The sequence below is a fragment of the Cupriavidus sp. TMH.W2 genome, from assembly GCF_050847365.1.
Taxonomy (GTDB): Bacteria; Pseudomonadota; Gammaproteobacteria; order Burkholderiales; family Burkholderiaceae; genus Cupriavidus.
The window spans coordinates 634,189-654,445 of sequence record NZ_CP193793.1 but is presented as its reverse complement, the minus strand read 5'-3'; the positions used below and the strand labels follow the sequence as shown (position 1 = coordinate 654,445).

Here is a 20,257-nt window from a genome sequence, read left to right as displayed (position 1 = left end):
TGTCGGACGGGCGCCCTCGCGGCACAAGTCTTTCCCACATAGGGTGGACTGGCCCTGCCCGCGTTCGCGAGGCTAACGCGCATAACAGCACGGATTCGCGGTAATCGGAATTAACTGGAGATTGGCATCGCCCAATTCTGAGTTAATTCTAATTAATACAGAAATTTCCATCCCACTTTTAGGAATCGCCTGATTCCACCACGGGATTCCGATCGCTACCCTTCCCATAGCTCAGGCGCAGCCCGGCCACGTGCCGGCGATCTGATTTCCTTGCGCGCCCATCCCCTCCGAATCACGTAATGAACAAGAACATCCATCGCCTGGTTTTCAATGCCGCGCGCGGCATGTTGGTCGCCGTGCAGGAAAGTGCAACGGGACACGGCAAGGGCCGTCAAGGCAATGCCGAACGCAGTGGTTATGGCACCGCATTCGTGCCAGTGCTGTGGCTCACCTTGCTGGCGGCTTCGATGATGGGCTTGCCGGTGTTGCTGGACCAGTCAGCGCAGGCGCAAACGCTCCCAATCCAGGTGGACAAGAATGCGCCGGGACAGCGGCCGGTGGTAGGCGTGGCGGCCAACGGCACGCCCGTTGTGAACATTGCCCCGCCCCAGCAAAACGCTGGGACTAGCGTCAATAACTTCATTCAGTACAACGTAGGACCTTCCGGCGTGGTGCTGAACAACAGTGGAGCAAACAGCCAGACACAGATCGCCGGATGGGTACAAGGGAATCCGATGCTGGGGCCGAACCACGCCAGCAACATCGTCGTCCAAGTGACCCAGCCCAACCCCTCGCAATTGCTGGGACAACAGGAGATCGCCGGCAATCGGGCGAACTTGATTCTGGCTAACCCAGCGGGCTTGTATTGCTTGGGCTGCGGCACGATCAATGCTGATCGTTTTACCCTATCCACGGGACACCCGGTGTTTGGTGCCGACGGCAATCTGACCGGCTTCGACGTGCGGGAGGGAAACATTAGCGTCGGCGGCCAAGGCTTGTCCAGCCCGCAGGCACAAGTCGATCTGCTCGCGCGCTCGATCAACCTCAATGCCGAACTGTGGGTCAAGCACCTGGACGCTGTGACCGGCGCCAACCAGGTCGATTACCAGAGCCTGAACGCCACGCCGCAGGCAGGCACCGGCGCTACACCGCAATTCGCGCTGGATGCGTCCGCCCTGGGCTCGATGTTTACGAACGCGGTGCGCCTGGTCGGCACCGAAAAAGGCCTCGGTTTTAACCTCGGTGGCAATATCACCGCCCGCGCAGGCGACATCGTGGTGGAGAACAATGGCGACGTGCGTACGCTGCCAGGTGGGCGACTGCAAGCCGAAGGCAGCACCACCGTTGCCGGGACCAACATCGACAACGCGGGCACGATCACCGCGCGTGGCGGCATCACCACCACTACCTCAGGCCAGTTGACCAACAGTGGCACGCTTGCAGCCGGCACCGACCTGCTAGCCCAGGGCGACCACATCGTCAACAGCGGCACCATCGGCGCGGGCGTCGATGCCAATGCCAACGTGACCGGCGCGGGCACGGCGAACCTCGCCGCGCGCACGTCCCTCCAGTCCAATGGCACCATCGTGACCGGCGCGGACACCAACCTGTCTGCCCCGACGCTGGATCTGAGCAACGGCAATGTCGTCTCGCACAACACCGCCAACCTGGCGGCCTCCGGCGACATCACCCACCAGAACGCGCGGCTGGAAGGCAATGCTGTACAGGTCAACGCAGGCGGCACGGTGGACAACCGGGGCGGCGCCATCGTGGCCGGCATCAACGCCGGCAATGTCAACGGCACGAACGTGCTGAACCAGAACGGCACCATCACCAGCGGCGGCACGCTGGGCGTCAATGCGACGCAAACCGTGGACAACACGGGCGGCACCGTAGCGGGCACCAACGCCACGACTGTCGCGGCGCCTGGCATCAAGAACCGCAACGGCGTGATCGGGTCGGTACGGGACAAGCTACTTGTTACCGGCACGCTCGACAATACCTCTGGCAAGGCGCTGGCCGCCAGGGACCTGAGCGTGAGCGGCGGCGCCATCGTCAACGACCACGGACAGCTGTCGGCGGGCGACAACCTGCGCGCCGACACCGGCGGCCTGGCACTGGTGAACACCTCCGGCGTGATCGCGGCGGCCAATATCCAGGCCGACACAGGTAACCTCGACAACCGGGCCGGCGTGATGAAGTCCACAGGCCTGCTGGTGGCCGACACGCACGGCCGGGCCTACGACAACAGCCGGGGTGGGTTGACTGTCGCCAACGGCGCGCTCACCCTCAATACCGGTGCCTTCAGCAACCAAGGCGGGGCCGTGTCGGGGCAGCAGGCCTTGACCGTCACGGGGACGACGCTCGACAACACCGGCGGCAAGGTGGTCGCAGGCGGGCCGCTCACGATAACCGGCGACAACCTCGCCAATCAGGGCGGCCAGCTCGCCTCGAACAGCGACGCGACCTTCCGCTTCACAGGTACGCTCGACAACACGTCTGGCTTCACCCATGCCCGCGGCCTGCTCGACGCGCAGGCGGGAACGGTCGTGAACCGCAGCACGCTGGGCGGCACCGATGCGGCCCCCAAGGGCATGGAAGGCGCCACGGTCAGGCTCCAGGCCAACGCCATCGACAACATCGACGGGGCCCTGCGCGCCGACACGGCCATGTCGGTCGGCGCCGCTACGCTCGACAACGCCCGCGGCGAAGTGACCTCGGGCGGCACAGCCCAGCTCAATGTGGGCGCCAGCACCAACACAGACGGCCTGCTGGCGGCCAATACCAGGCTTGGCATCGCGGGGGACAGCCTCACGGGCGACGGCACCGTGCAGTCCAAGGGCGATCTCGGCATCAAGCTGACAAGTGACTTCACGAATACGAAGACGCTGGCCGCCGCCGGCAAGCTCGATTTCGACACCGGCGGGGATCTGACCAACCTCGGGAAGATGGCCGCCGATGCGCTGAATGTGCGTGGGCGCAACATCACCAACGACGGTGAACTGTTCGGCCAGACATCCGGCACCGTGCGCGCCGACCAGGCCGTGCTCAACCGGGGTCTGATCGATGGCGGCGCGGTGCGCGTGGAGGCGGGCACCACGGTGACGAACCTGGACCGCATCTATGGCGATTCGGTCGCCATCGGCGCCGTCCAGCAGATCGTCAATGACAGGAACCCGGCCACCGGCAACGGCGCCGTGATCGCCTCGCGCTCTGGCGACGTGAACCTGGGCGCCCCCGATATCGTCAACCGCGAACACGCACTGATGCTCTCGTCGCAGGACCTGAACGTGGGGGGCGCGCTCGATTCTGACGGCAAGGCAACGGGGCGGGCCAATTCGCTCACCAACGCGTCGGCCACCATCGACGTGGCGCGCGATGCCAGTATCAATGCGGCCAGCATCACCAATCAGAACCATCACTTCGAAACCGAAGTCACCGATACCGGCGTTGTCAGCCGTGTCACGTATCGCCTGAAGGGCTCCACCGATGATATCGATCCGGACACCGCTATCCTGTTTGACTGGAAGCTGGGCTCGACCGACTACTTCCACCCGGCCACCGACCTGGGCTGGATTTACCGGGATGGCAACGAGCGCGGCGCTCCGCGCTGGCTGGTGCTGCCGTCAGACCAGTATCCGTTCTCGACCTTCGGCCCGCCCTTTGACTGGTCGCGCCGTATCGATGGCACGACAGGCCCGGTTCTGTACTGGGGCAGCCACACAGAAAACATGCAGGAAGGCGACAACGTCCTTGTGCCCCATACCCAATGGTCGCCGGTCGGCCTCGCCCTTGCCCAGTACACGAACACCGACAATCTCGGCAACGTCCTGGCCGTGACCAACGAGCGCTTCTACTACAAGCCCGACGATGCCATCTGGGACAAATTCGGCGTTGCTCGCCCGGACTCGGCGCCCCCGCCGTTCCAGGCCCCCTGCGCCAACGATGCCCCGGCTGCTTGCGCGGCTGCCTACCTCGCGTACAAGACCTGGCACGACACCAACTTCGCCAGATATCAGGCGCTCAACGACAGGATCAAGGCCTTTAACCAGGATTTCCACAACCGCTCGGTCAGCGATTTCTATTCGGTCAACGAGCAGACCCGCACGCGGGATGAGACGGTCAGGACTACGGATCCTGCGCGCATTCTGGTGGGTGGCATTGCCGCGCTCAACGGCACAGTGGTCAATGACAAGAGTGAGATCGCCATCGGCGGCAGCCTGACTGTACCGGCTCCGGTAGACAACCGCGGCTACACCGGCTCCCGCATCGAGACCGTAACCGGCACGCAGGACTGGAACTACGTCAACTACGGCGTCAACAACCCGGACCGGCGTGCCACCCGTGGCACGCTGCCGCCCATCGACCTGACGCTGCCGCTTGCGCTTGCCACTGGCCTCACCCAGGAACAATTGGGCACCGTCACCGGCACCGGCACGGTCGTGGTCGGCAAGACAGGCGTCGGGCCGATTGCCAGCGCGCCGACGACGACACAGGTGCCACTGAATCCGGGCGGCGCCTCGTCGGGCGGGCGCCTGGGCGGCGAGGTGATCCGCACGGTCACGCCAACGCTTGCGGTGCCCGGCAATGCGCTATTCCAGGTGCACGCCGAACCGGGGACACGGTACCTGATCGAGACCGATCCGCGTTTCACCAACCAGCGCCAGTGGCTGTCCAGCGACTTCATGCTGACCCAGCTGGGCCAGGATCCCACGCTCGTGCTCAAACGTCTGGGCGACGGGTACTACGAGGCGCGCCTGGTGGCCGACGCTGTCATGCTCGGCACCGGCCAGCGCTTCGTGGGCGACTACACCAGCAACGAAGCGCAATACAAGGCGCTGATGCAGTCGGGAATCGCATTCGGCAAGCAATTCTCGCTGAACGTCGGCACCGCGCTGACGGCCGAGCAGATGGCGGCACTCACCAGCGATATCGTCTGGCTGGTGGAAAAGACCGTCACTCTGCCAGACGGCAGCACCCAGCAAGTCCTGGTGCCCCAGCTGTATCTGAAGGTGCGCGAGGGCGACCTCAAGGGCGACGGTACGCTGATCACCGCCCGCAACGCCACGATCAAGACCGATGGAGACGTGAAGAACACCGGCACCATCGCCGCTCGCGATGTGATGCGGATCGATGCGGGCAATCTCCGCAATGAGCGCGGTACCCTGTCGGCGGGCACGATGGGGTTGAATGCCGAGCGGGATATCGACAACCTGGCAGGCAAGATCAGTGCCGGCAAGCTCGCTGCGACGGCTGGCAGGGACATCAACCTGACCACCACCACGGCTTCGGCGAGCAACACGGTTGGCGAGTCCGCCGCCAGCCGCAGTGTCGTGAGCGGGGTGTCAAGCCTGGAGGTGGACAATGCCGTCCTGGTGGCAGGCCGGGATATCAACAGCAAGGCGTCCAGCATCTCCGCCACCGGCAACCTCGGCATGGGCGCCGGGCGCGATATCAACCTGGACACAGTGCAGGTAGGCGAGCGGCGCGACACCGTGGCCGACCCGAAGAACCGCACCAGCGTCGCGCGCAGCGCCGAGATCGGTACACAGGTATCAGCCGACAATGTGACCCTCGCCGCCGGTCGGGACGTCAATGCAAAGGCCGCCTACGTGAACGCCAATGACGCCGTCTCCGTCAGTGCGGGGCGTGACATCAATGTGAAGTCGGGCGAGGCCAGCGTCTCGGTGCGCGATAAGCAGTCCATCGAGAGTGGCGGATTCCTGTCGAAAAAATCCACCCATACCATCGATGCAAGGAGCCAGACCGAGGCCATCGGCAGCACCTTCTCGGGCGACACCGTGAACATGACTGCGAAGCGCGATCTGGCCGTCTCGGGGAGCACCGTCGCAGCAACGCATGATGTCAATCTCGGCGCCGGCAACAATCTCACCATCGGCACCGCCGAGACCACGTCGTCGGCCTACAGCTTCAAGGAGGAAAAGAAGTCGGGCTTTGGCGCCACCGGCTCAGGGCTCTCCTATGGCAAGCGCGAGCAGAAGGAAACCGCCAACGACAACGGTATCCGACAGGCTGGCAGCCTGGTCGGAAGCACCCACGGCAGCGTGCACATGAAGGCGGGCAGCACGCTCCGGGTCACCGGCAGCGACCTGATCGCCAGGCAGGACATCACCGGTGTTGGCGCGGACGTGACCATCGAGGCCGCGCAGAATCGCCAGCACCACGACGAGACCCACGAGGTAAAGCAGAGCGGCTTCACGCTGGGCGTATCGGGCGGCGCCATCGGTGCGGCGCTGAATGCTGCGAACAAGGTCGATAGCGCCAGCAAGAGCCAGGACGGCCGTGCCTCGGCCCTGTGGGGCATGGCCGCCGGCCGGGATGCCTATGATGCGGCGAGCGCGCTGGCAGGCCCGGGCGGCGCAACCGCCGGGGCTGCGGTCACGCTGTCATTCGGCACCAGCCAGAGCAAGCAGACCCTCACCCAGGACAGCGCCAGCCACGACGGTTCGAATGTGCGGGCCGGCGGCACCACGGCGTTCATGGCGACTGGGGTGGACGCCAACGGCGACCAGACCAAAGGAGACTTGAACATCGTCGGCTCGAACATCGATGCCAACAAGGTGGCGCTGGGCGCAAAACATGACATCAATATCGTATCGGCCACGGATACGGACGAAAGCCACAGCACCAACAGGTCCAGCAGCGCCAGCGTTGGCGTGTCCTACGGCATCGGCGCAAACAATGCCGGCTTCGGTGTATCGGCCTCGGCGTCCATGTCCAGGGGCAATTCGGACAGCCAGGGCACCACGCAGGCCAACAGCCACGTGACCGGGCGCGAATCCGTCACCTTCGTGTCAGGCAGCGACACCAATATCCTGGGGGGCACGCTCGGCGGCGGCAAGGTGAACGGGGACGTGGGCGGCAACCTGAACATCGCCAGCCGCCAGGACACCGAAGAGATGCGCGCCAAGCAGGAAAGCATGGGTGGTGGCATCAGCATCAGCCAGGGCGGCGGCTCAGCCAGTTTCTCGGCGAACAAGGGCAAGGCCAGCGGCAGCTACGCCAACGTCAGCGAGCAGTCGGGGATCTATGCCGGACAGGAAGGCTTTGATATCACAGTCAAGGGCAACACCGACCTAAAGGGGGCGGTAATCGCCAGCGCGGCGGGCAAGAACAAGAACCATCTCGACACGGGCACGCTCACCTTCAGCGATATCAAGAATCATTCGGACTACAGCGCTACCTCGATGGGCCTCTCGGCGGGCGGGGCGGTGGGCAGCCCGGTCGGCCAGAGCAACAGTGGGCAGGCCTCGGGCAGGAACACGGGCGGCATCAGCCCGATGATTCCGCAGCACGAGAGCGGGAGCCAGGACGGCGTGGTGTACAGCGCCATTGCGGCCGGCACTATCACCATCCGCGACCAGGCCGACCAGAACCAGGACCTTGCAGACCTCAAGCGTGACACTGCTGGCAGCAACAGCACCGTGGGCAAGAACCCCGACCTGAAGAACGTTCTCGACAAGCAGTCTGACATGATGGCCGCTGCGCAGGCCGCCGGGGAGGCGGTTGCCAAGACGGTGGGGGATGTGGCGACGGCCAGGCAGAAGGAAGCACAGGGCCGGTACGACACGGCGGCAAAGGCGTATCAGCAGGACCCGAGCGCCGAGAACCAAGCGGCCATGGCGGCGGCCCAGTCGGACATAGACGGCTGGAAGGAGGGGGGTACCTACCGCGCGGCGCTACATACGGCAGGCGGTGCGCTTGTCGCTGGCCTCGGTGGGGGGAGCGCGCTGGCTGGGGCCGCGGGCGCTGGGGCCGCCTCGCTAGCTGCGGGTATCGGCAAGGACATCAGCAATGGCGTCAAGGGCTCGGCGAACACCGGCAACGCGAACTTGGATGAGGAAATTGGGAATATTGCTGCGAACATTGTGACTGGCGGAATCGGCGTTGTAGTGGGCGGCGGTTCCGGCGCGGCGGCTGCGGCCAATGTGGATCGCTACAACCGGCAGTTGCATCCGGATGACCGGCAGCTTGCAAAGAAGATGGCCGCAAATAGCAACGGCAAGTACACCGCCGATCAGATCGAAGCGCAAATGCGTCTGTCTGACGTAGTTGATATGAATGGCAGGGTGCTTGAAACCGGCAGGCCGGACCAAATCGACGCAGCGACGACTAAGCCTACAGATTCTGGCGCACAGTGGGCATCGGTTGCCGGCACGACACAGATCAGAGAGGTGCAAGCGACGCCCGACGCGGAGATCATTGCGTACATCCAATCCCAGCAGAGGGTGATAGACGGGGATGTTCCCTACATAGGCCGTCAGAACTATAGCAATGTGACCACATATAGTAGCTCCCAGGGTCCGTTGCCGACTGCCAAGTGTGGTGCTGGGCAAGCAGATTGCGCGGCTGGCTTACCAAAGAGCTATACGGAGCAGGAAATCACTCAAAAACGTACTGACTTCGCCGATTTGGCTAGCAATCTCAGCACGCAAACAGGACGAGTAAGCGCAACTGCGGCAGCGATAGCTGCGACAAATCCCGCCCTTACCATTCCTGCTGATGCGATTTCTCTAGCAACTGGTATTACTAGCTGGGCACTTGGTGGGGTAGAACAGCTTGCACGGCCTAATCCCGGGCAGTATGTCACCGAAAGCTTTTGGGGGGCTGCAATAGGTTCCCTTAGCAGCAAGGTACCTGTTGCCGGCCCGTTCCTGAATGAGTTTAGCGAAACTGTAAAGGGAACTTCGACAATGGACTATATGAAAAATTCCACCAATCAATGGTGGAATTCAAATTTTGGAGAGAAAAATGAAAAATAGATTTTACAACAATGGCAATTTCACTGGCACAACTCAAGTGGCATTGATCGCGGTCGGGACGATCCTATTGCCCGGCACTCTATACATTGAAATAAAACCACGTTGGTTAGCAGCATCGCTTGTACTACTTGGTTTTTCTTGCATATTTGTTGGCGCATTTTCTGCGCGCGCACAATTATCTGGACTGAGAGTATTTGGAAAGCCAGATTGGAAGAAGGCGAAAGAAACATACAACGATCAAGAGCGCGTGAAAAATGATTCGCACGAGGGAACGCAAAACTCAAATAGATAGTACGTGGATGGCTGATAGTGCTCGGAACCGCACTGATATTCGGTGAACCTGGACTAGACTACATTCCGAATTGTATAGGTATTTTAGCATTTCCTCTTGGGGTAGTATTTACCCTCATTGTCGGAATAAGTTCCAGCACAGAATCGATCTGCCTTAAGTTTTTCGGTGAATCGCCATGGCGCGAAGCAAAGCGTACATACTTGGACGACGATAAGTCAAAACAATGAGCTTGGAAGTCGGCACGGTCATATTTTCCGCGGTATCCCTATTTTTCACTTCGATAATTTTTGGAAACAGCGTAGACGGGAGCCATAAGAGCAGATTTGTTTATTGGCTCAAGTCAACAGCTATCACAAGCGGCGTTCTGCTGGCCTGGCTGACTTATAAAGAACCTTCCATCGGATTCTGGACGGCTATCTCCATCGCTGCACTTATTTCCGCGGTCGTAAATCTTGTGCGCTCTCAATGGGTGTTCTTGATTCCATGAATGCGGTGCCAGACGCGACCACGCTACTGAAGGTTCGCCGCATGCTCGTCGAGCATGAATTGACGCGAAAGCTGTTTGAAAAGATCGGCATCATGCTGTGCGAGCGGGAACTGATGATGAAGGAAGGCACGATGCATGACTGTGAGGGGTGAAAAATGACTTTGCGTCAAATGAACGAGAGAGAAGCTCTTTTGCTTCGTCGACTTGTGGATATTGGATCTTTGGGAAATGTGGCTGACACACTCCTCTCTTCACCACTACTGGTAAGAACTTTGAGTGATGGCGGGATGGGAAGCTTTCAGATAATCACGTCCCACCGCGACGAGACCACCAAATGCGGACGAATCGTGGCATCTGCTAAGTCAACTGACGCCGATGGAACTCTTTTGGTCGCGACGCTCATTGTTAGCGAGGATGGAACGCCGTGCGAGATAGACATCTGGAAAGTCGATTTTTCTTCTCTCATAGAAATCCCGGAAAAATGGGAACCTGAGGATTTTCCGCGCTTACCCGGATCTGGGACTGGAAACAAGCAAAGGTAGTTCAATGAATACGCGCATAAAAAATATCCTACTAAGAGCTTCCGTAGCCTATATAGCCCTTTTAGGAATTCCTTACATCACCCTTCCATTCTGCTTTGCTCAAGGAGCTGGATGGAAACCCATGCCGACTGGCATGCCATTTGTTTTGACTATTTTCGCGAGCATTACGCATCAGTTCATAAAGGAACTTCGAACCCCGCATCGCGAGGAAAGGGGAGAATCTGAATCTCCTGCCAAGCTCGAACCTTGGGACGAAGAATATAGGGTCGCAGCATGAAACTCTTCAATAAGCCAATCCGCCCGCCCTCTGTTCTCACATCGGACCGCTACGCGCTCGCGCAGGTTGCTCTTTACATCCTTTCACTGGCCCTGGGCGTCACAGCAGCTTTCCAGATGGTGGCCGCGTTTGCGACGCCTGCCGCGCAGATTCCCGCGGGCGGGAGTCGCCTCCTGCTATATGCAATACCTGCAACTCAGAACTTCTTTTGGACCGTCGGGATGGTCTATCTGTCGCACAAGCTACAGAACGACCCTAGTGAACTGGCGTGGCGACTTTGCGTAGGCATCATGCTGATGCAAATCATTGTGACTGCACTACAGCTTCTTGCCCAGGTCAATCTGCTCTCGCTGATGGCGTTCGCATTGGCGATCTTCGGCCTCGGGTCCCTTCTCGTTGGCAGAGAGAGTTCATTGGTGCACGAGAACGTCTCTTCGAACGACACGCAGGAAGAATAGGCACATATCCAATGCTGGCATCCAATTCCCACGCGCGCCGCAAGGCGCGCGGCGTCTCCCCTTTTGTCCCGTTCCTCCTGACGCTGCCCTCTCTGGCCGTCGCCCAGGCCGTGCCCTTCTTCCCGTCGGTCACGTCAAACGACGCCATAGAACGCCGCCAGGAACAGCAGCAGGAGTCCGCACGCGAACGTGCCATGGCCCGCCCAGATGTGTTGACGCCGGGCCCCACCGAGCCAGCCCTGACAGGCCCGCTGATCCTCCCCGCCGAATCCCCCTGCTTCCCGATCAAGTCCGTCGACTGGGAGGGCGCCGAGGAATTCGAATGGCTGCAGGCCGAGGCCGGCATCCTCCCCACCCAGTGCGTGGGCGGCAAGGGACTGGTGGCCATTCAGGACTACTTCTCCGCCCGCCTGGTCAGTCAGGGCTACCTGACCACGCGCGTGCTGATCCCCGACCAGAACCTCGCCAGCGGCGAGCTGCGCCTGCGCGTGGTGGCCGGGCATATCACCCGCGTCACGGCCGAGGCCGCGCCCGGTTGGTGGCGCACCGCGCTGCCCGCGGGCCCCGGCGGACTTGTGAGCCAGCGCGACCTGGATCAGGGCATGGAGAACATGCGGCGACTGCAAGGCCAGGCGGACGCCACCATCGACCTTGTTCCCGGCGAAAACCCGGGCGACACAGAGCTGGTCATCAAGCCCGGCACCGGCAAGCGCTGGCATGCGCTGGTCACGGGGGACAACGCCGGGCTCGACAGCACCGGGCGCTACCAGATGGGCGGTACCCTGACGGTGGACTCGCCGCTCTTCCTCTATGACAGCCTGACCATTTCCGGCAATACCAACGCCAATGTCGGCAATGGCGCGGCAGGCACGCGCTCGTCCGCCATCAACTACAGCATCCCGTTTGGCTACTGGAACGCCTTCTTCAACGCGAACCAGTCCAGGTATCGCCAGACCGTGGCGGGATTCGAGGGCGATATCGTCTACGGCGGACACAGCACGCAGATCGAGGCGGGACTGGGCTATGTGCCCTTGCGCACGGCATCGGGCAAGACGAGTCTGTATGGCAAGGTGTTCCGCAAGACCGCCAGTACTACGCTGGACGGCATCGACATCGCCGTGCAGCATCGGGATTTTGTCGGTTACGAGGTTGGCGCCTCGCATCGCCAGTACCTCGGCAACAAGGTGCTGGACATCGGCGCAGCGTGGCGCGCTTCCCTGCCCACGCACTCCCAGGCGCCGGGTTTCGTGCTGGGCGATCCGGGCTGGGATGGAAAGTCCGAGATCATGCTGGCGAACGCCGGCCTGATGGTGCCCTTCCAGGTTGCAGGGGCACGCTTGCGCTACCAGGCCAACATGCGCATGCAGTACGCCCGCACCCGCATCCTGCCTTCCGATTACTTTGTCATTGGCAACCGCTATTCCGTGCGCGGCTTCGATGAGCAACTGACCCTTGCCGCCGAGAACGGCGTGACCTGGCGCAATGACCTGGCCTGGCAGCTCGGCAACACTGGTCAGGAAGCCTTCGTCGGCTTCGACGCAGGCCATGTCAGCGGCCCCTCTGCTGCCTTCCTGGCCGGCCAGACCCTGATGGGCGCCGTGATCGGCGCGCGCGGGCGTTGGGCCATGGGTGGCTATGCCGCGCTGACTTACGAAGTGGCGCTCGGCTGGCCGGTGAAGAAGCCGGAGCTGTTCCGCACCCAGCAACCGAACGTCGCGGCACAGGTGGGATTGGAGTTCTGACGAAGCGCCGTCCGGAGGACGGCCCGCAGACAAATGGCAAAAGCGAAAGGAGCCCCGCAAACGCGGGGCCCCTTCTTTCATGCCAGCCTGACTACGCGACTTACACCGTCACGCCGTCGGCCACTTCCTTGAAGTCCTCGATCTGGTCGAAGTTCATGTACTTGTAGATCTTGTCGCCATTGGCGTTGAGCACGCCCATGTCGGCCATGTACTCTTCCTTGCTCGGGATGCGGCCCAGGCGCGAGCAGATCGCGGCCAGTTCGGCGGAACCCAGGTACACGTTGGTGTTCTTGCCCAGGCGGTTCGGGAAGTTGCGCGTGCTGGTCGACATCACCGTGGCGCCTTCGCGCACCTGTGCCTGGTTGCCCATGCACAGCGAGCAGCCCGGCATTTCGGTGCGGGCACCGGCGGTGCCGAACACGCCGTAGTGGCCTTCCTCGGTCAGTTGCTTCTGGTCCATCTTGGTCGGCGGGGCGACCCACAGCTTGACCGGGATGTCGCGCTTGCCTTCCAGCAGCTTGGAGGCTGCGCGGAAGTGGCCGATGTTGGTCATGCACGAACCGATGAACACTTCATCGATCTTGGCGCCGGCCACTTCGGACAGCGTCTTCACGTCGTCCGGGTCGTTCGGGCAGGCCACGATCGGCTCGTGCACGTCGGCCAGGTCGATCTCGATCACGGCGGCGTACTCGGCGTCGGCGTCCGGCTGCAGCAGTTCCGGCTTGGCCAGCCACGCTTCCATGGCCTTGATGCGGCGCTGCAGGCTGCGCGGATCCTGGTAGCCCTGGGCAATCATCCACTTCAGCAGCGTGATGTTGCTGTTGATGTATTCGATGATCGGGTCCTTGTTCAGGCGCACCGTGCAACCGGCGGCCGAACGCTCAGCGGAAGCATCCGACAGTTCGAACGCTTGCTCGACCTTCAGGTCGGGCAGGCCTTCGATTTCCAGGATACGGCCCGAGAAGATGTTCTGCTTGCCTTGCTTGGCCACGGTCAGCAGGCCTTGCTTGATCGCGTACAGCGGGATCGCGTTGACCAGGTCGCGCAGGGTCACGCCCGGCTGCATCTTGCCCTTGAAGCGGACCAGCACCGATTCCGGCATGTCCAGCGGCATCACGCCGGTGGCGGCGGCAAAGGCCACCAGGCCCGAACCTGCCGGGAAGCTGATGCCGATCGGGAAGCGGGTGTGCGAGTCGCCGCCGGTGCCGACGGTGTCGGGCAGCAGCATGCGGTTCAGCCACGAGTGGATCACGCCGTCGCCCGGGCGCAGCGAGATGCCACCGCGCGTGCTGATGAACTCAGGCAGCGTATGGTGGGTCTTGACGTCGACCGGCTTCGGATAGGCGGCGGTGTGGCAGAACGACTGCATCACCAGGTCGGACGAGAAGCCCAGGCAGGCCAGGTCCTTCAGCTCGTCGCGGGTCATCGGGCCGGTGGTGTCCTGCGAGCCCACCGAAGTCATCTTCGGTTCGCAGTAGGTATTCGGGCGGATGCCCTTGCCTTCCGGCAGGCCGCAGGCGCGGCCGACCATCTTCTGGGCCAGCGTGAAGCCGCGGCCCGTGTCGGCCGGGTTCTGCGGCAGGCGGAACAGCGTCGACGGGGCCAGGCCCAGCGCTTCGCGCGCCTTGGCGGTCAGGCCACGGCCAACGATCAGCGGAATGCGGCCGCCGGCGCGCACTTCATCGAACAGCACGTCGGACTTGACCTTGAACTCGGCGATCACTGCGCCGTTCTTCAGGGCCTTGCCGTCGTACGGGCGCAGTTCGACCACGTCGCCCATTTCCATCTTCGACACATCCAGCTCGATCGGCAGCGCGCCGGCGTCTTCCATGGTGTTGTAGAAGATCGGGGCGATCTTGTTGCCCAGGCACACGCCGCCGAAACGCTTGTTCGGGATGAACGGGATGTCTTCGCCGGTGAACCACAGCACCGAGTTGGTGGCGGACTTGCGGCTTGAGCCGGTGCCGACCACGTCGCCCACGTAGGCGACCAGGTGGCCCTTTTCCTTCAGCGACTCAATGAACTTGACCGGGCCGCGCTTGCCGTCTTCTTCCGGCTGGAACGCCGCGCCGTCGCGCTTGTTCTTCAGCATGGCCAGCGCGTGCATCGGGATGTCCGGGCGGGTGGTGGCGTCCGGGGCCGGCGACAGATCGTCGGTGTTGGTTTCGCCCGGCACCTTGAACACGGTGATGGTCAGGCTTTGCGGCACTTCCGGACGGCTGGTGAACCACTCGGCGTCGGCCCAGCTTTGCAGCACGGCGCGGGCATTGGCGTTGCCCTTGTCGGCCTTCTCCTTCACGTCGTGGAAGGCGTCGAACATCAGCAGGGTCTTCTTCAGCGCGTCGGCGGCGACGGTGCCCACTTCGGCATCGTCCAGCAGCTCGATCAGCGGCGAGATGTTGTAGCCGCCCAGCATGGTGCCCAGCAGCTCGGTCGCCTTGGCGCGCGAAATCAGCGCGCACTGTTCCTTGCCCAGCGCCACGGCGGCCAGGTACGAGGCCTTGACCTTGGCGGCGTCGTCCACACCGGCCGGCACGCGGTAGGTGATCAGCTCGACCAGGTTTTGCTCTTCACCGGCGGGCGGGTTCTTCAGCAGTTCGATCAGCTCGGCCGTCTGCTTGGCGGTCAGGGGCAGAGGGGGGATGCCAAGCGCGGCGCGCTCGGCCACATGTGCGCGATAGTTTTCAAGCATGGGAACCTGCTGAGTAATTAGGTTTAGAAGAACTCGGTACGTCGCGATTGTAGTCCGAAGCAGCTCCTTGGTCAAATGTCTTATATCTTATATAAGAGTTAAAATGAGAAAACGCATAAAAATCAATGCGTTAATGACTGACTGTTTTGCAGACTCACGTAGCGAGCTTCCCGACTAGCGTAGTAGGGAATGCACGCTGCCGACCCCGATGCCTCTACCCCGCGCGGCCACCAGGAGCACGCAGGTCCTGGCAAACATCGGGTTCCCCTCTCTGCCGAAACCATGCCGAAGCAAGCAGAAGGCGGACAGAACTACTCAAGTTCAGCCGATGCCAAGCGTTAACCAGCCTGCAGGCGCGCAACACAGGGCGCCCGCTCGCGTAGCCGTGCCTGCCCCCTTTCCGCTCAAATGGCCAAGCTGAAAGGGTTTCCCCCTTTTTTTCGGCCCTTTGCTGGCCTGCGATTCCGGAAGAATGGCAGGCATTCCGATACAGGCTTCTCATGGCGAACACGGCTTCCCCTCCCCGGACTGGCAACACAGGCAAGCGCGGCCGGCTGCTGCTGATCGGCGCCGGCGTGCTGGTCCTGGCACTGGGCGCCGGAGGCTTCGTGCTGGGCAGCGTGCTGAGCAACCGCCAGCCGGCCGCCGCCGCCGCGCCCGCCGCCCCGGTCGTACCGCCGCCGATCTTCGTGCCGCTGGATGCGTTCACCGTCAATCTGCGCAGCAACGACGGCGACCGTTTCCTGCACACTGGCCTGTCGCTGAAGGTGGCCGATCCCGAGACCCAGGCGCGCCTGGCCCAGTACCTGCCCGAAGCGCGCAGCCGCATCCTGCTGCTGCTCTCGGCCAGGCAGCCGGCCGACCTGGCCACCGTCGAGGGCAAGCGCAAGCTGGCCGACGACATCCGCGACACCATCAGCAAGCCGTTTGCCAGCGGCCTGCCGGCGCAGCGCGTGCTGGATGTGCTCTTCACCTCGTTCGTGGTGCAGTAAGCGCAAGCCAGGGCAGCCGGATTCATCCATAACGCCGCACAAGGGGCAGGACACCAGATGGCCTACGACAAGTTCCTCTCGCAAGACGAGGTAGACGAGCTGCTCAAGGGCGTATCCGGCGAAGCCGATACGCCCAAGGCCAGCGAGCCTGCGCCCGACGAAGGCGCGGTGCGCCCCTACAACCTGGCGACGCAGGAACGCATCATCCGCGGCCGTCTGCATACGCTGGAAATCATCAACGAGCGCTTTGCGCGCTCGATGCGCACAGCGCTGTTCAATTTCATCCGCCGCGGCGCGGACATTTCAGTGGGCAGCGTGCGGATCGAGAAGTTCGGCGATTTCGCGCGCAACCTGCCGATGCCGACCAACCTGAACCTGGTCCACCTGAAGCCGCTGCGCGGCACGGCGCTGTTCATCTACGACCCGAACCTGGTGTTCCTGGTGGTGGACAACCTGTTCGGCGGCGACGGCCGCTTCCACACCCGCGTGGAAGGCCGCGACTTCACCCAGACCGAGCAGCGCATCATCCAGCGCATGCTGGAACTGACACTGACCAGCTACGGCAACGCCTGGCGCACCGTGCATCCGATCGAGACCGAGTACATCCGCTCGGAGATGCACCCCAAGTTTGCCAACGTCGCCACGCACAACGAAGCCGTGGTGACCACCGCCTTCCACATCGAGCTGGGCGCGGTCGGCGGCCAGCTTCACGTATGCCTGCCGTACGCGATGATCGAGCCCCTCAAGGACCTGCTGATGAATCCGCTGCAGGACGAGAAGGAGGTCGACAAGGGCTGGGTCACGCAACTGTCCACGCAGCTGCGCGCGGCCGAGGTGGAGCTGGTCGCCGAATTCGCCCACCTGCAGAGCACCGTGGCCGAAGTGCTGGCGCTACGCGCCGGCGACGTGCTGCCGATCGAGCTGCCGGAGAAGATCTTCGGCAAGGTGGACGGCGTGCCCGTCATGCAATGCGGCTTCGGCACCATGAACGGCCAGTACGCGCTGCGCGTAGAACGAATGATCAATCACCAGGACGGCCACTCCCACCTGGACACCGAGGACACCGATTATGAGTGACGGCATCGAGGACAAGCCGGTCGACCCGATGGACGACTGGGCCAGCGCGCTGGCCGAGCAGACCAGCGCCACATCCGCCGGGATCCCCGCAGCCACCGCACCGGCGGCCGCGCCTGCGGCCACCCCGGCCGCTGCCACCGTTTTCCCGCCGCTGGCCAAGGAAGCGCCGAGCGGCTTCCGCAACGATATCGAGATGATCCTCGATATCCCGGTGCAGCTGACCGTGGAACTGGGCCGCACCAAGGTACCCATCAAGAACCTGCTGCAGCTGGCGCAGGGCTCGGTGGTGGAACTGGACGGCCTGGCCGGCGAGCCGATGGACGTGCTGGTCAACGGCTACCTGATCGCGCAGGGCGAGGTGGTGGTGGTGAACGACAAGTTCGGCATCCGCCTGACGGACATCATCACGCCTTCCGAACGCATCCGGAAGCTGAACAAATGACCATGCCGACGCGCGCCAGCGTGGCCGTGCTTGCGATGCTGCCGGGGGCCGCCATGGCCGCCGACGGCACGCACGTGCCCGCCATCAGCGGCGCGGCCAGCCTGGCGCAGGCCGGGCTGGGGCTGTTCGCCATCATCGCGCTGATCCTGGGCATGGCCTGGGTGGCGCGGCGTGCCGGCCTGGTGCGCCATGCCACGGGCGGCGCGATGAAGGTGATCGGTAGCACCATGCTCGGCGCACGCCAGCGCCTGGTGCTGGTCGAGGTGGGCGATACCTGGCTGGTGCTGGGCGTAAGCCCCGGCGAAATCCGGCCGCTGCACACCATGACGGCGGGCACCACGGCCGCCAGCCCGACGGTGGCCCCCGGCGGCGCCATCGGATCATCGCAACCGCCGACCGGCGGCACCTTTGCCGAAAAGCTGCTGCGTTCGATGCAGGATCACTTCAAATCATGAATTCCCCGCGTGCCGCGCTGCGGCGCACGCTGCCGTGCCCGATGTTGTCCCTGTTGGCGCTGATGCTGGCCATGGCCGCGCTGGCGTTTGCGCCCGCACCGGCCTGGGCCCAGGCGCTTCCCGGCGTGATCAGCAAGCCCGCTCCGGGCGGCGGCCAGATCTGGTCGTTGCCGGTGCAGACGCTGGTGCTGCTGACCTCGCTGTCGTTCCTGCCGGCGGCAATGCTGATGATGACCGGCTTCACCCGCATCGTCATCGTGCTGGGCCTGCTGCGCAACGCGCTGGGCACGGCCTCCTCGCCACCCAACCAGGTGCTGGTGGGCCTGTCGCTGTTCCTGACCTTCTTCGTGATGGCACCGGTGTTCGACCGCGTCTACAACGACGCCTACAAGCCGCTGTCCGAAAACAAGATCAGCCTGGAAGCCGCGGCGGCAAAGGCCGTCGAGCCGCTCAAGGCCTTCATGCTGCGCCAGACCCGCGAGAAGGACCTGGCCATGTTTGCCCAGATGGCCAAGGCGCCGGAGATGCAGGGCCCGGAGGAAGTGCCGCTCAGCATCCTGGTGCCGGCCTTCGTCACCAGCGAGCTGAAGACCGCGTTCCAGATCGGCTTTACCATCTTCATCCCGTTCCTGATCATCGACCTGGTCGTCGCCAGCGTGCTGATGGCGATGGGCATGATGATGGTGCCGCCGGCCACCATCTCGCTGCCGTTCAAGCTGATGCTGTTCGTGCTGGTCGACGGCTGGCAGTTGCTGCTGGGTTCACTGGCGCAGAGCTTCATGAACTGAGGCGGCCAGCCAGCGCCCGCCACCCACCGCAAAGTCCGAGCCATGACACCCGAGACCGTAATGACCATCGCCACCCAGGCGATGAAGATGACCCTGCTGCTGGCTGCCCCGCTGCTGCTGGTGGCGCTGGCCGCCGGCCTGCTGGTCAGCCTGTTCCAGGCCGCGACGCAGATCAACGAGATGACGCTGAGCTTCATTCCCAAGCTGATCGCGCTGTTCGCCACCATGGTGCTGGCCGGGCCGTGGATGATCAATTCGATGGTCGACTATATGCGCGAGGTGTTCCAGAGCATTCCCGCGATGGCGCACTGACGCCAGCCGCGCTCGCCTTCGTCGTCCCCCCTCGCCCTCCCTGCCCGCTGACTCCCCGCCGTGATCGAGTTCACCTCAGCCCAGCTCTACAGCTGGCTCGCGGCGTTCCTGTGGCCGTTTTTCCGCATCCTGGCCCTGATCGGCACCGCGCCGCTGTTCGGTGAATCCACCATCCCGCGCCGCGTCAAGATCGCCCTGTCCGCCGTGATCGCGATGGTGGTCTCGCCCACCATCGCGCAGCCGCCGGTAGTGCCGGTGTACTCCTTCGGCGGGCTGATCATCATCCTCAATGAAGTCGGCATCGGCCTGGCCACCGGCTTCGCCATGCGCCTGGTCTTTGCCACCGTGCAGCAGGCCGGCGAGATCATCGGCCTGCAGATGGGCCTGTCCTTCGCGTCCTTCTTCGACCGCGCCGCCGGCGGCCAGACCATGGTGCTGTCGCGCTTCCTGAACCTGATCGCGGTGCTGCTGTTCCTGGCGCTGGATGGCCACCTGCTGATGCTGGGCACGCTGGTCGACAGCTTCAACGGCCTGCCTATCGGCGGCACGCCGCTGTCCGCCGGCGGCGCCATGGCCGTGGCCCGCGCCGGCGGCATGGTGTTCTCGTCCGGCCTGCTGCTGGCACTGCCGATGATCGCCGCGCTGCTGACGCTGAACCTGGCGATGGGCATCCTGAACCGCGCCTCGCCGCAACTGTCGATCTTTGCGGTCGGCTTTCCGGTCACGCTGTCGGGCGGGCTGCTGGTGCTGATGCTGGTGATGCCGCAGATGGGCGTCTACATGCAGCATATGATCGAGGCGGGGCTGGAGGCGGTGGGGACGATGCTGGGGCAGTTCGCGCGGTAGGCTCTCGCTATATCTTAGATCTCGAATATTCCTTGACATGATGCATGGAAGGGCTAGTATTACGCCATGTAC

Annotated in this window: 13 protein-coding genes and 1 pseudogene; 13 read left to right on the top strand and 1 reads right to left on the bottom strand. The window is 63.2% G+C overall.

The window, feature by feature from the left end; translation table 11 throughout:
* The first annotated feature begins 299 nt into the window (after positions 1–299).
* The 6 genes and pseudogenes from ACREYQ_RS20545 to ACREYQ_RS20520 all read left to right on the top strand — a co-directional run bounded on the left by ACREYQ_RS20545 (position 300) and on the right by ACREYQ_RS20520 (position 12,581).
* Positions 300–8,783: a hemagglutinin repeat-containing protein gene (locus ACREYQ_RS20545; protein WP_432262013.1), complete on the top strand. Its 8,484-nt coding sequence runs from the start codon at positions 300–302 to the stop codon at positions 8,781–8,783.
* Complete coding sequence (locus tag ACREYQ_RS20540; RefSeq protein WP_432262012.1) at positions 8,773–9,075, top strand: hypothetical protein; 303 nt, start codon at positions 8,773–8,775, stop codon at positions 9,073–9,075. The genes ACREYQ_RS20545 and ACREYQ_RS20540 overlap by 11 nt, the downstream gene beginning before the upstream one ends.
* A gap of 489 nt (positions 9,076–9,564) precedes the next feature.
* Positions 9,565–9,702 (top strand): annotated as a pseudogene (locus tag ACREYQ_RS20535) (IS5/IS1182 family transposase); the annotation flags it as partial.
* A gap of 15 nt (positions 9,703–9,717) precedes the next feature.
* A complete protein-coding gene (locus ACREYQ_RS20530) occupies positions 9,718–10,104 on the top strand; it encodes a DUF6984 family protein (RefSeq protein WP_432262011.1) in 387 nt (128 codons plus the stop codon).
* A gap of 273 nt (positions 10,105–10,377) precedes the next feature.
* Positions 10,378–10,839, top strand: a complete 462-nt coding sequence (locus ACREYQ_RS20525) for a hypothetical protein (protein ID WP_432262010.1) — start codon at positions 10,378–10,380, stop codon at positions 10,837–10,839.
* Between the two features lie 11 nt (positions 10,840–10,850).
* On the top strand, positions 10,851–12,581 hold the full coding sequence (locus ACREYQ_RS20520; RefSeq protein ID WP_432262009.1) for a ShlB/FhaC/HecB family hemolysin secretion/activation protein: 1,731 nt from the start codon (positions 10,851–10,853) through the stop codon (positions 12,579–12,581).
* A 100-nt stretch (positions 12,582–12,681) separates the two neighbouring features.
* On the opposite strand, the gene acnB is transcribed toward ACREYQ_RS20520, so the two are convergent.
* Positions 12,682–15,273 carry a bifunctional aconitate hydratase 2/2-methylisocitrate dehydratase gene (gene acnB, locus ACREYQ_RS20515; RefSeq protein ID WP_432262008.1) on the bottom strand — a complete coding sequence of 864 codons (2,592 nt, stop codon included), beginning with the start codon at positions 15,271–15,273 and terminating at the stop codon, positions 12,682–12,684.
* 500 nt (positions 15,274–15,773) lie between these two features.
* Here acnB and fliL point away from each other — a divergent pair, with 500 nt between their 5' ends.
* The 7 genes from fliL to fliR are packed head-to-tail and all read left to right on the top strand — an operon-like array spanning position 15,774 to position 20,185.
* Positions 15,774–16,265, top strand: a complete 492-nt coding sequence (gene fliL, locus ACREYQ_RS20510; RefSeq protein WP_432262007.1) for a flagellar basal body-associated protein FliL — start codon at positions 15,774–15,776, stop codon at positions 16,263–16,265.
* Positions 16,266–16,322: 57 nt separating this feature from the next.
* Positions 16,323–17,342, top strand: a complete 1,020-nt coding sequence (gene fliM / locus ACREYQ_RS20505; RefSeq protein ID WP_432262006.1) for a flagellar motor switch protein FliM — start codon at positions 16,323–16,325, stop codon at positions 17,340–17,342.
* Complete coding sequence (fliN, locus tag ACREYQ_RS20500; RefSeq protein ID WP_432262005.1) at positions 17,335–17,784, top strand: flagellar motor switch protein FliN; 450 nt, start codon at positions 17,335–17,337, stop codon at positions 17,782–17,784. Before fliM ends, fliN begins: the two co-directional genes overlap by 8 nt.
* Positions 17,781–18,239: a flagellar biosynthetic protein FliO gene (fliO, locus tag ACREYQ_RS20495; RefSeq protein WP_432262004.1), complete on the top strand. Its 459-nt coding sequence runs from the start codon at positions 17,781–17,783 to the stop codon at positions 18,237–18,239. The genes fliN and fliO overlap by 4 nt, the downstream gene beginning before the upstream one ends.
* Before the next feature lie 41 nt (positions 18,240–18,280).
* The gene (fliP, locus tag ACREYQ_RS20490) at positions 18,281–19,027 is read left to right on the top strand and encodes a flagellar type III secretion system pore protein FliP (RefSeq protein WP_432262613.1); all 747 of its coding nucleotides are present in this window, start codon (positions 18,281–18,283) and stop codon (positions 19,025–19,027) included.
* 42 nt (positions 19,028–19,069) lie between these two features.
* A complete protein-coding gene (gene fliQ, locus ACREYQ_RS20485; protein WP_078199399.1) occupies positions 19,070–19,339 on the top strand; it encodes a flagellar biosynthesis protein FliQ in 270 nt (89 codons plus the stop codon).
* Between the two features lie 60 nt (positions 19,340–19,399).
* Positions 19,400–20,185 (top strand): flagellar biosynthetic protein FliR, encoded by a 786-nt coding sequence (fliR, locus tag ACREYQ_RS20480; protein ID WP_432262003.1) that lies wholly within the window; start codon positions 19,400–19,402, stop codon positions 20,183–20,185.
* Positions 20,186–20,257: the final 72 nt, after the last annotated feature.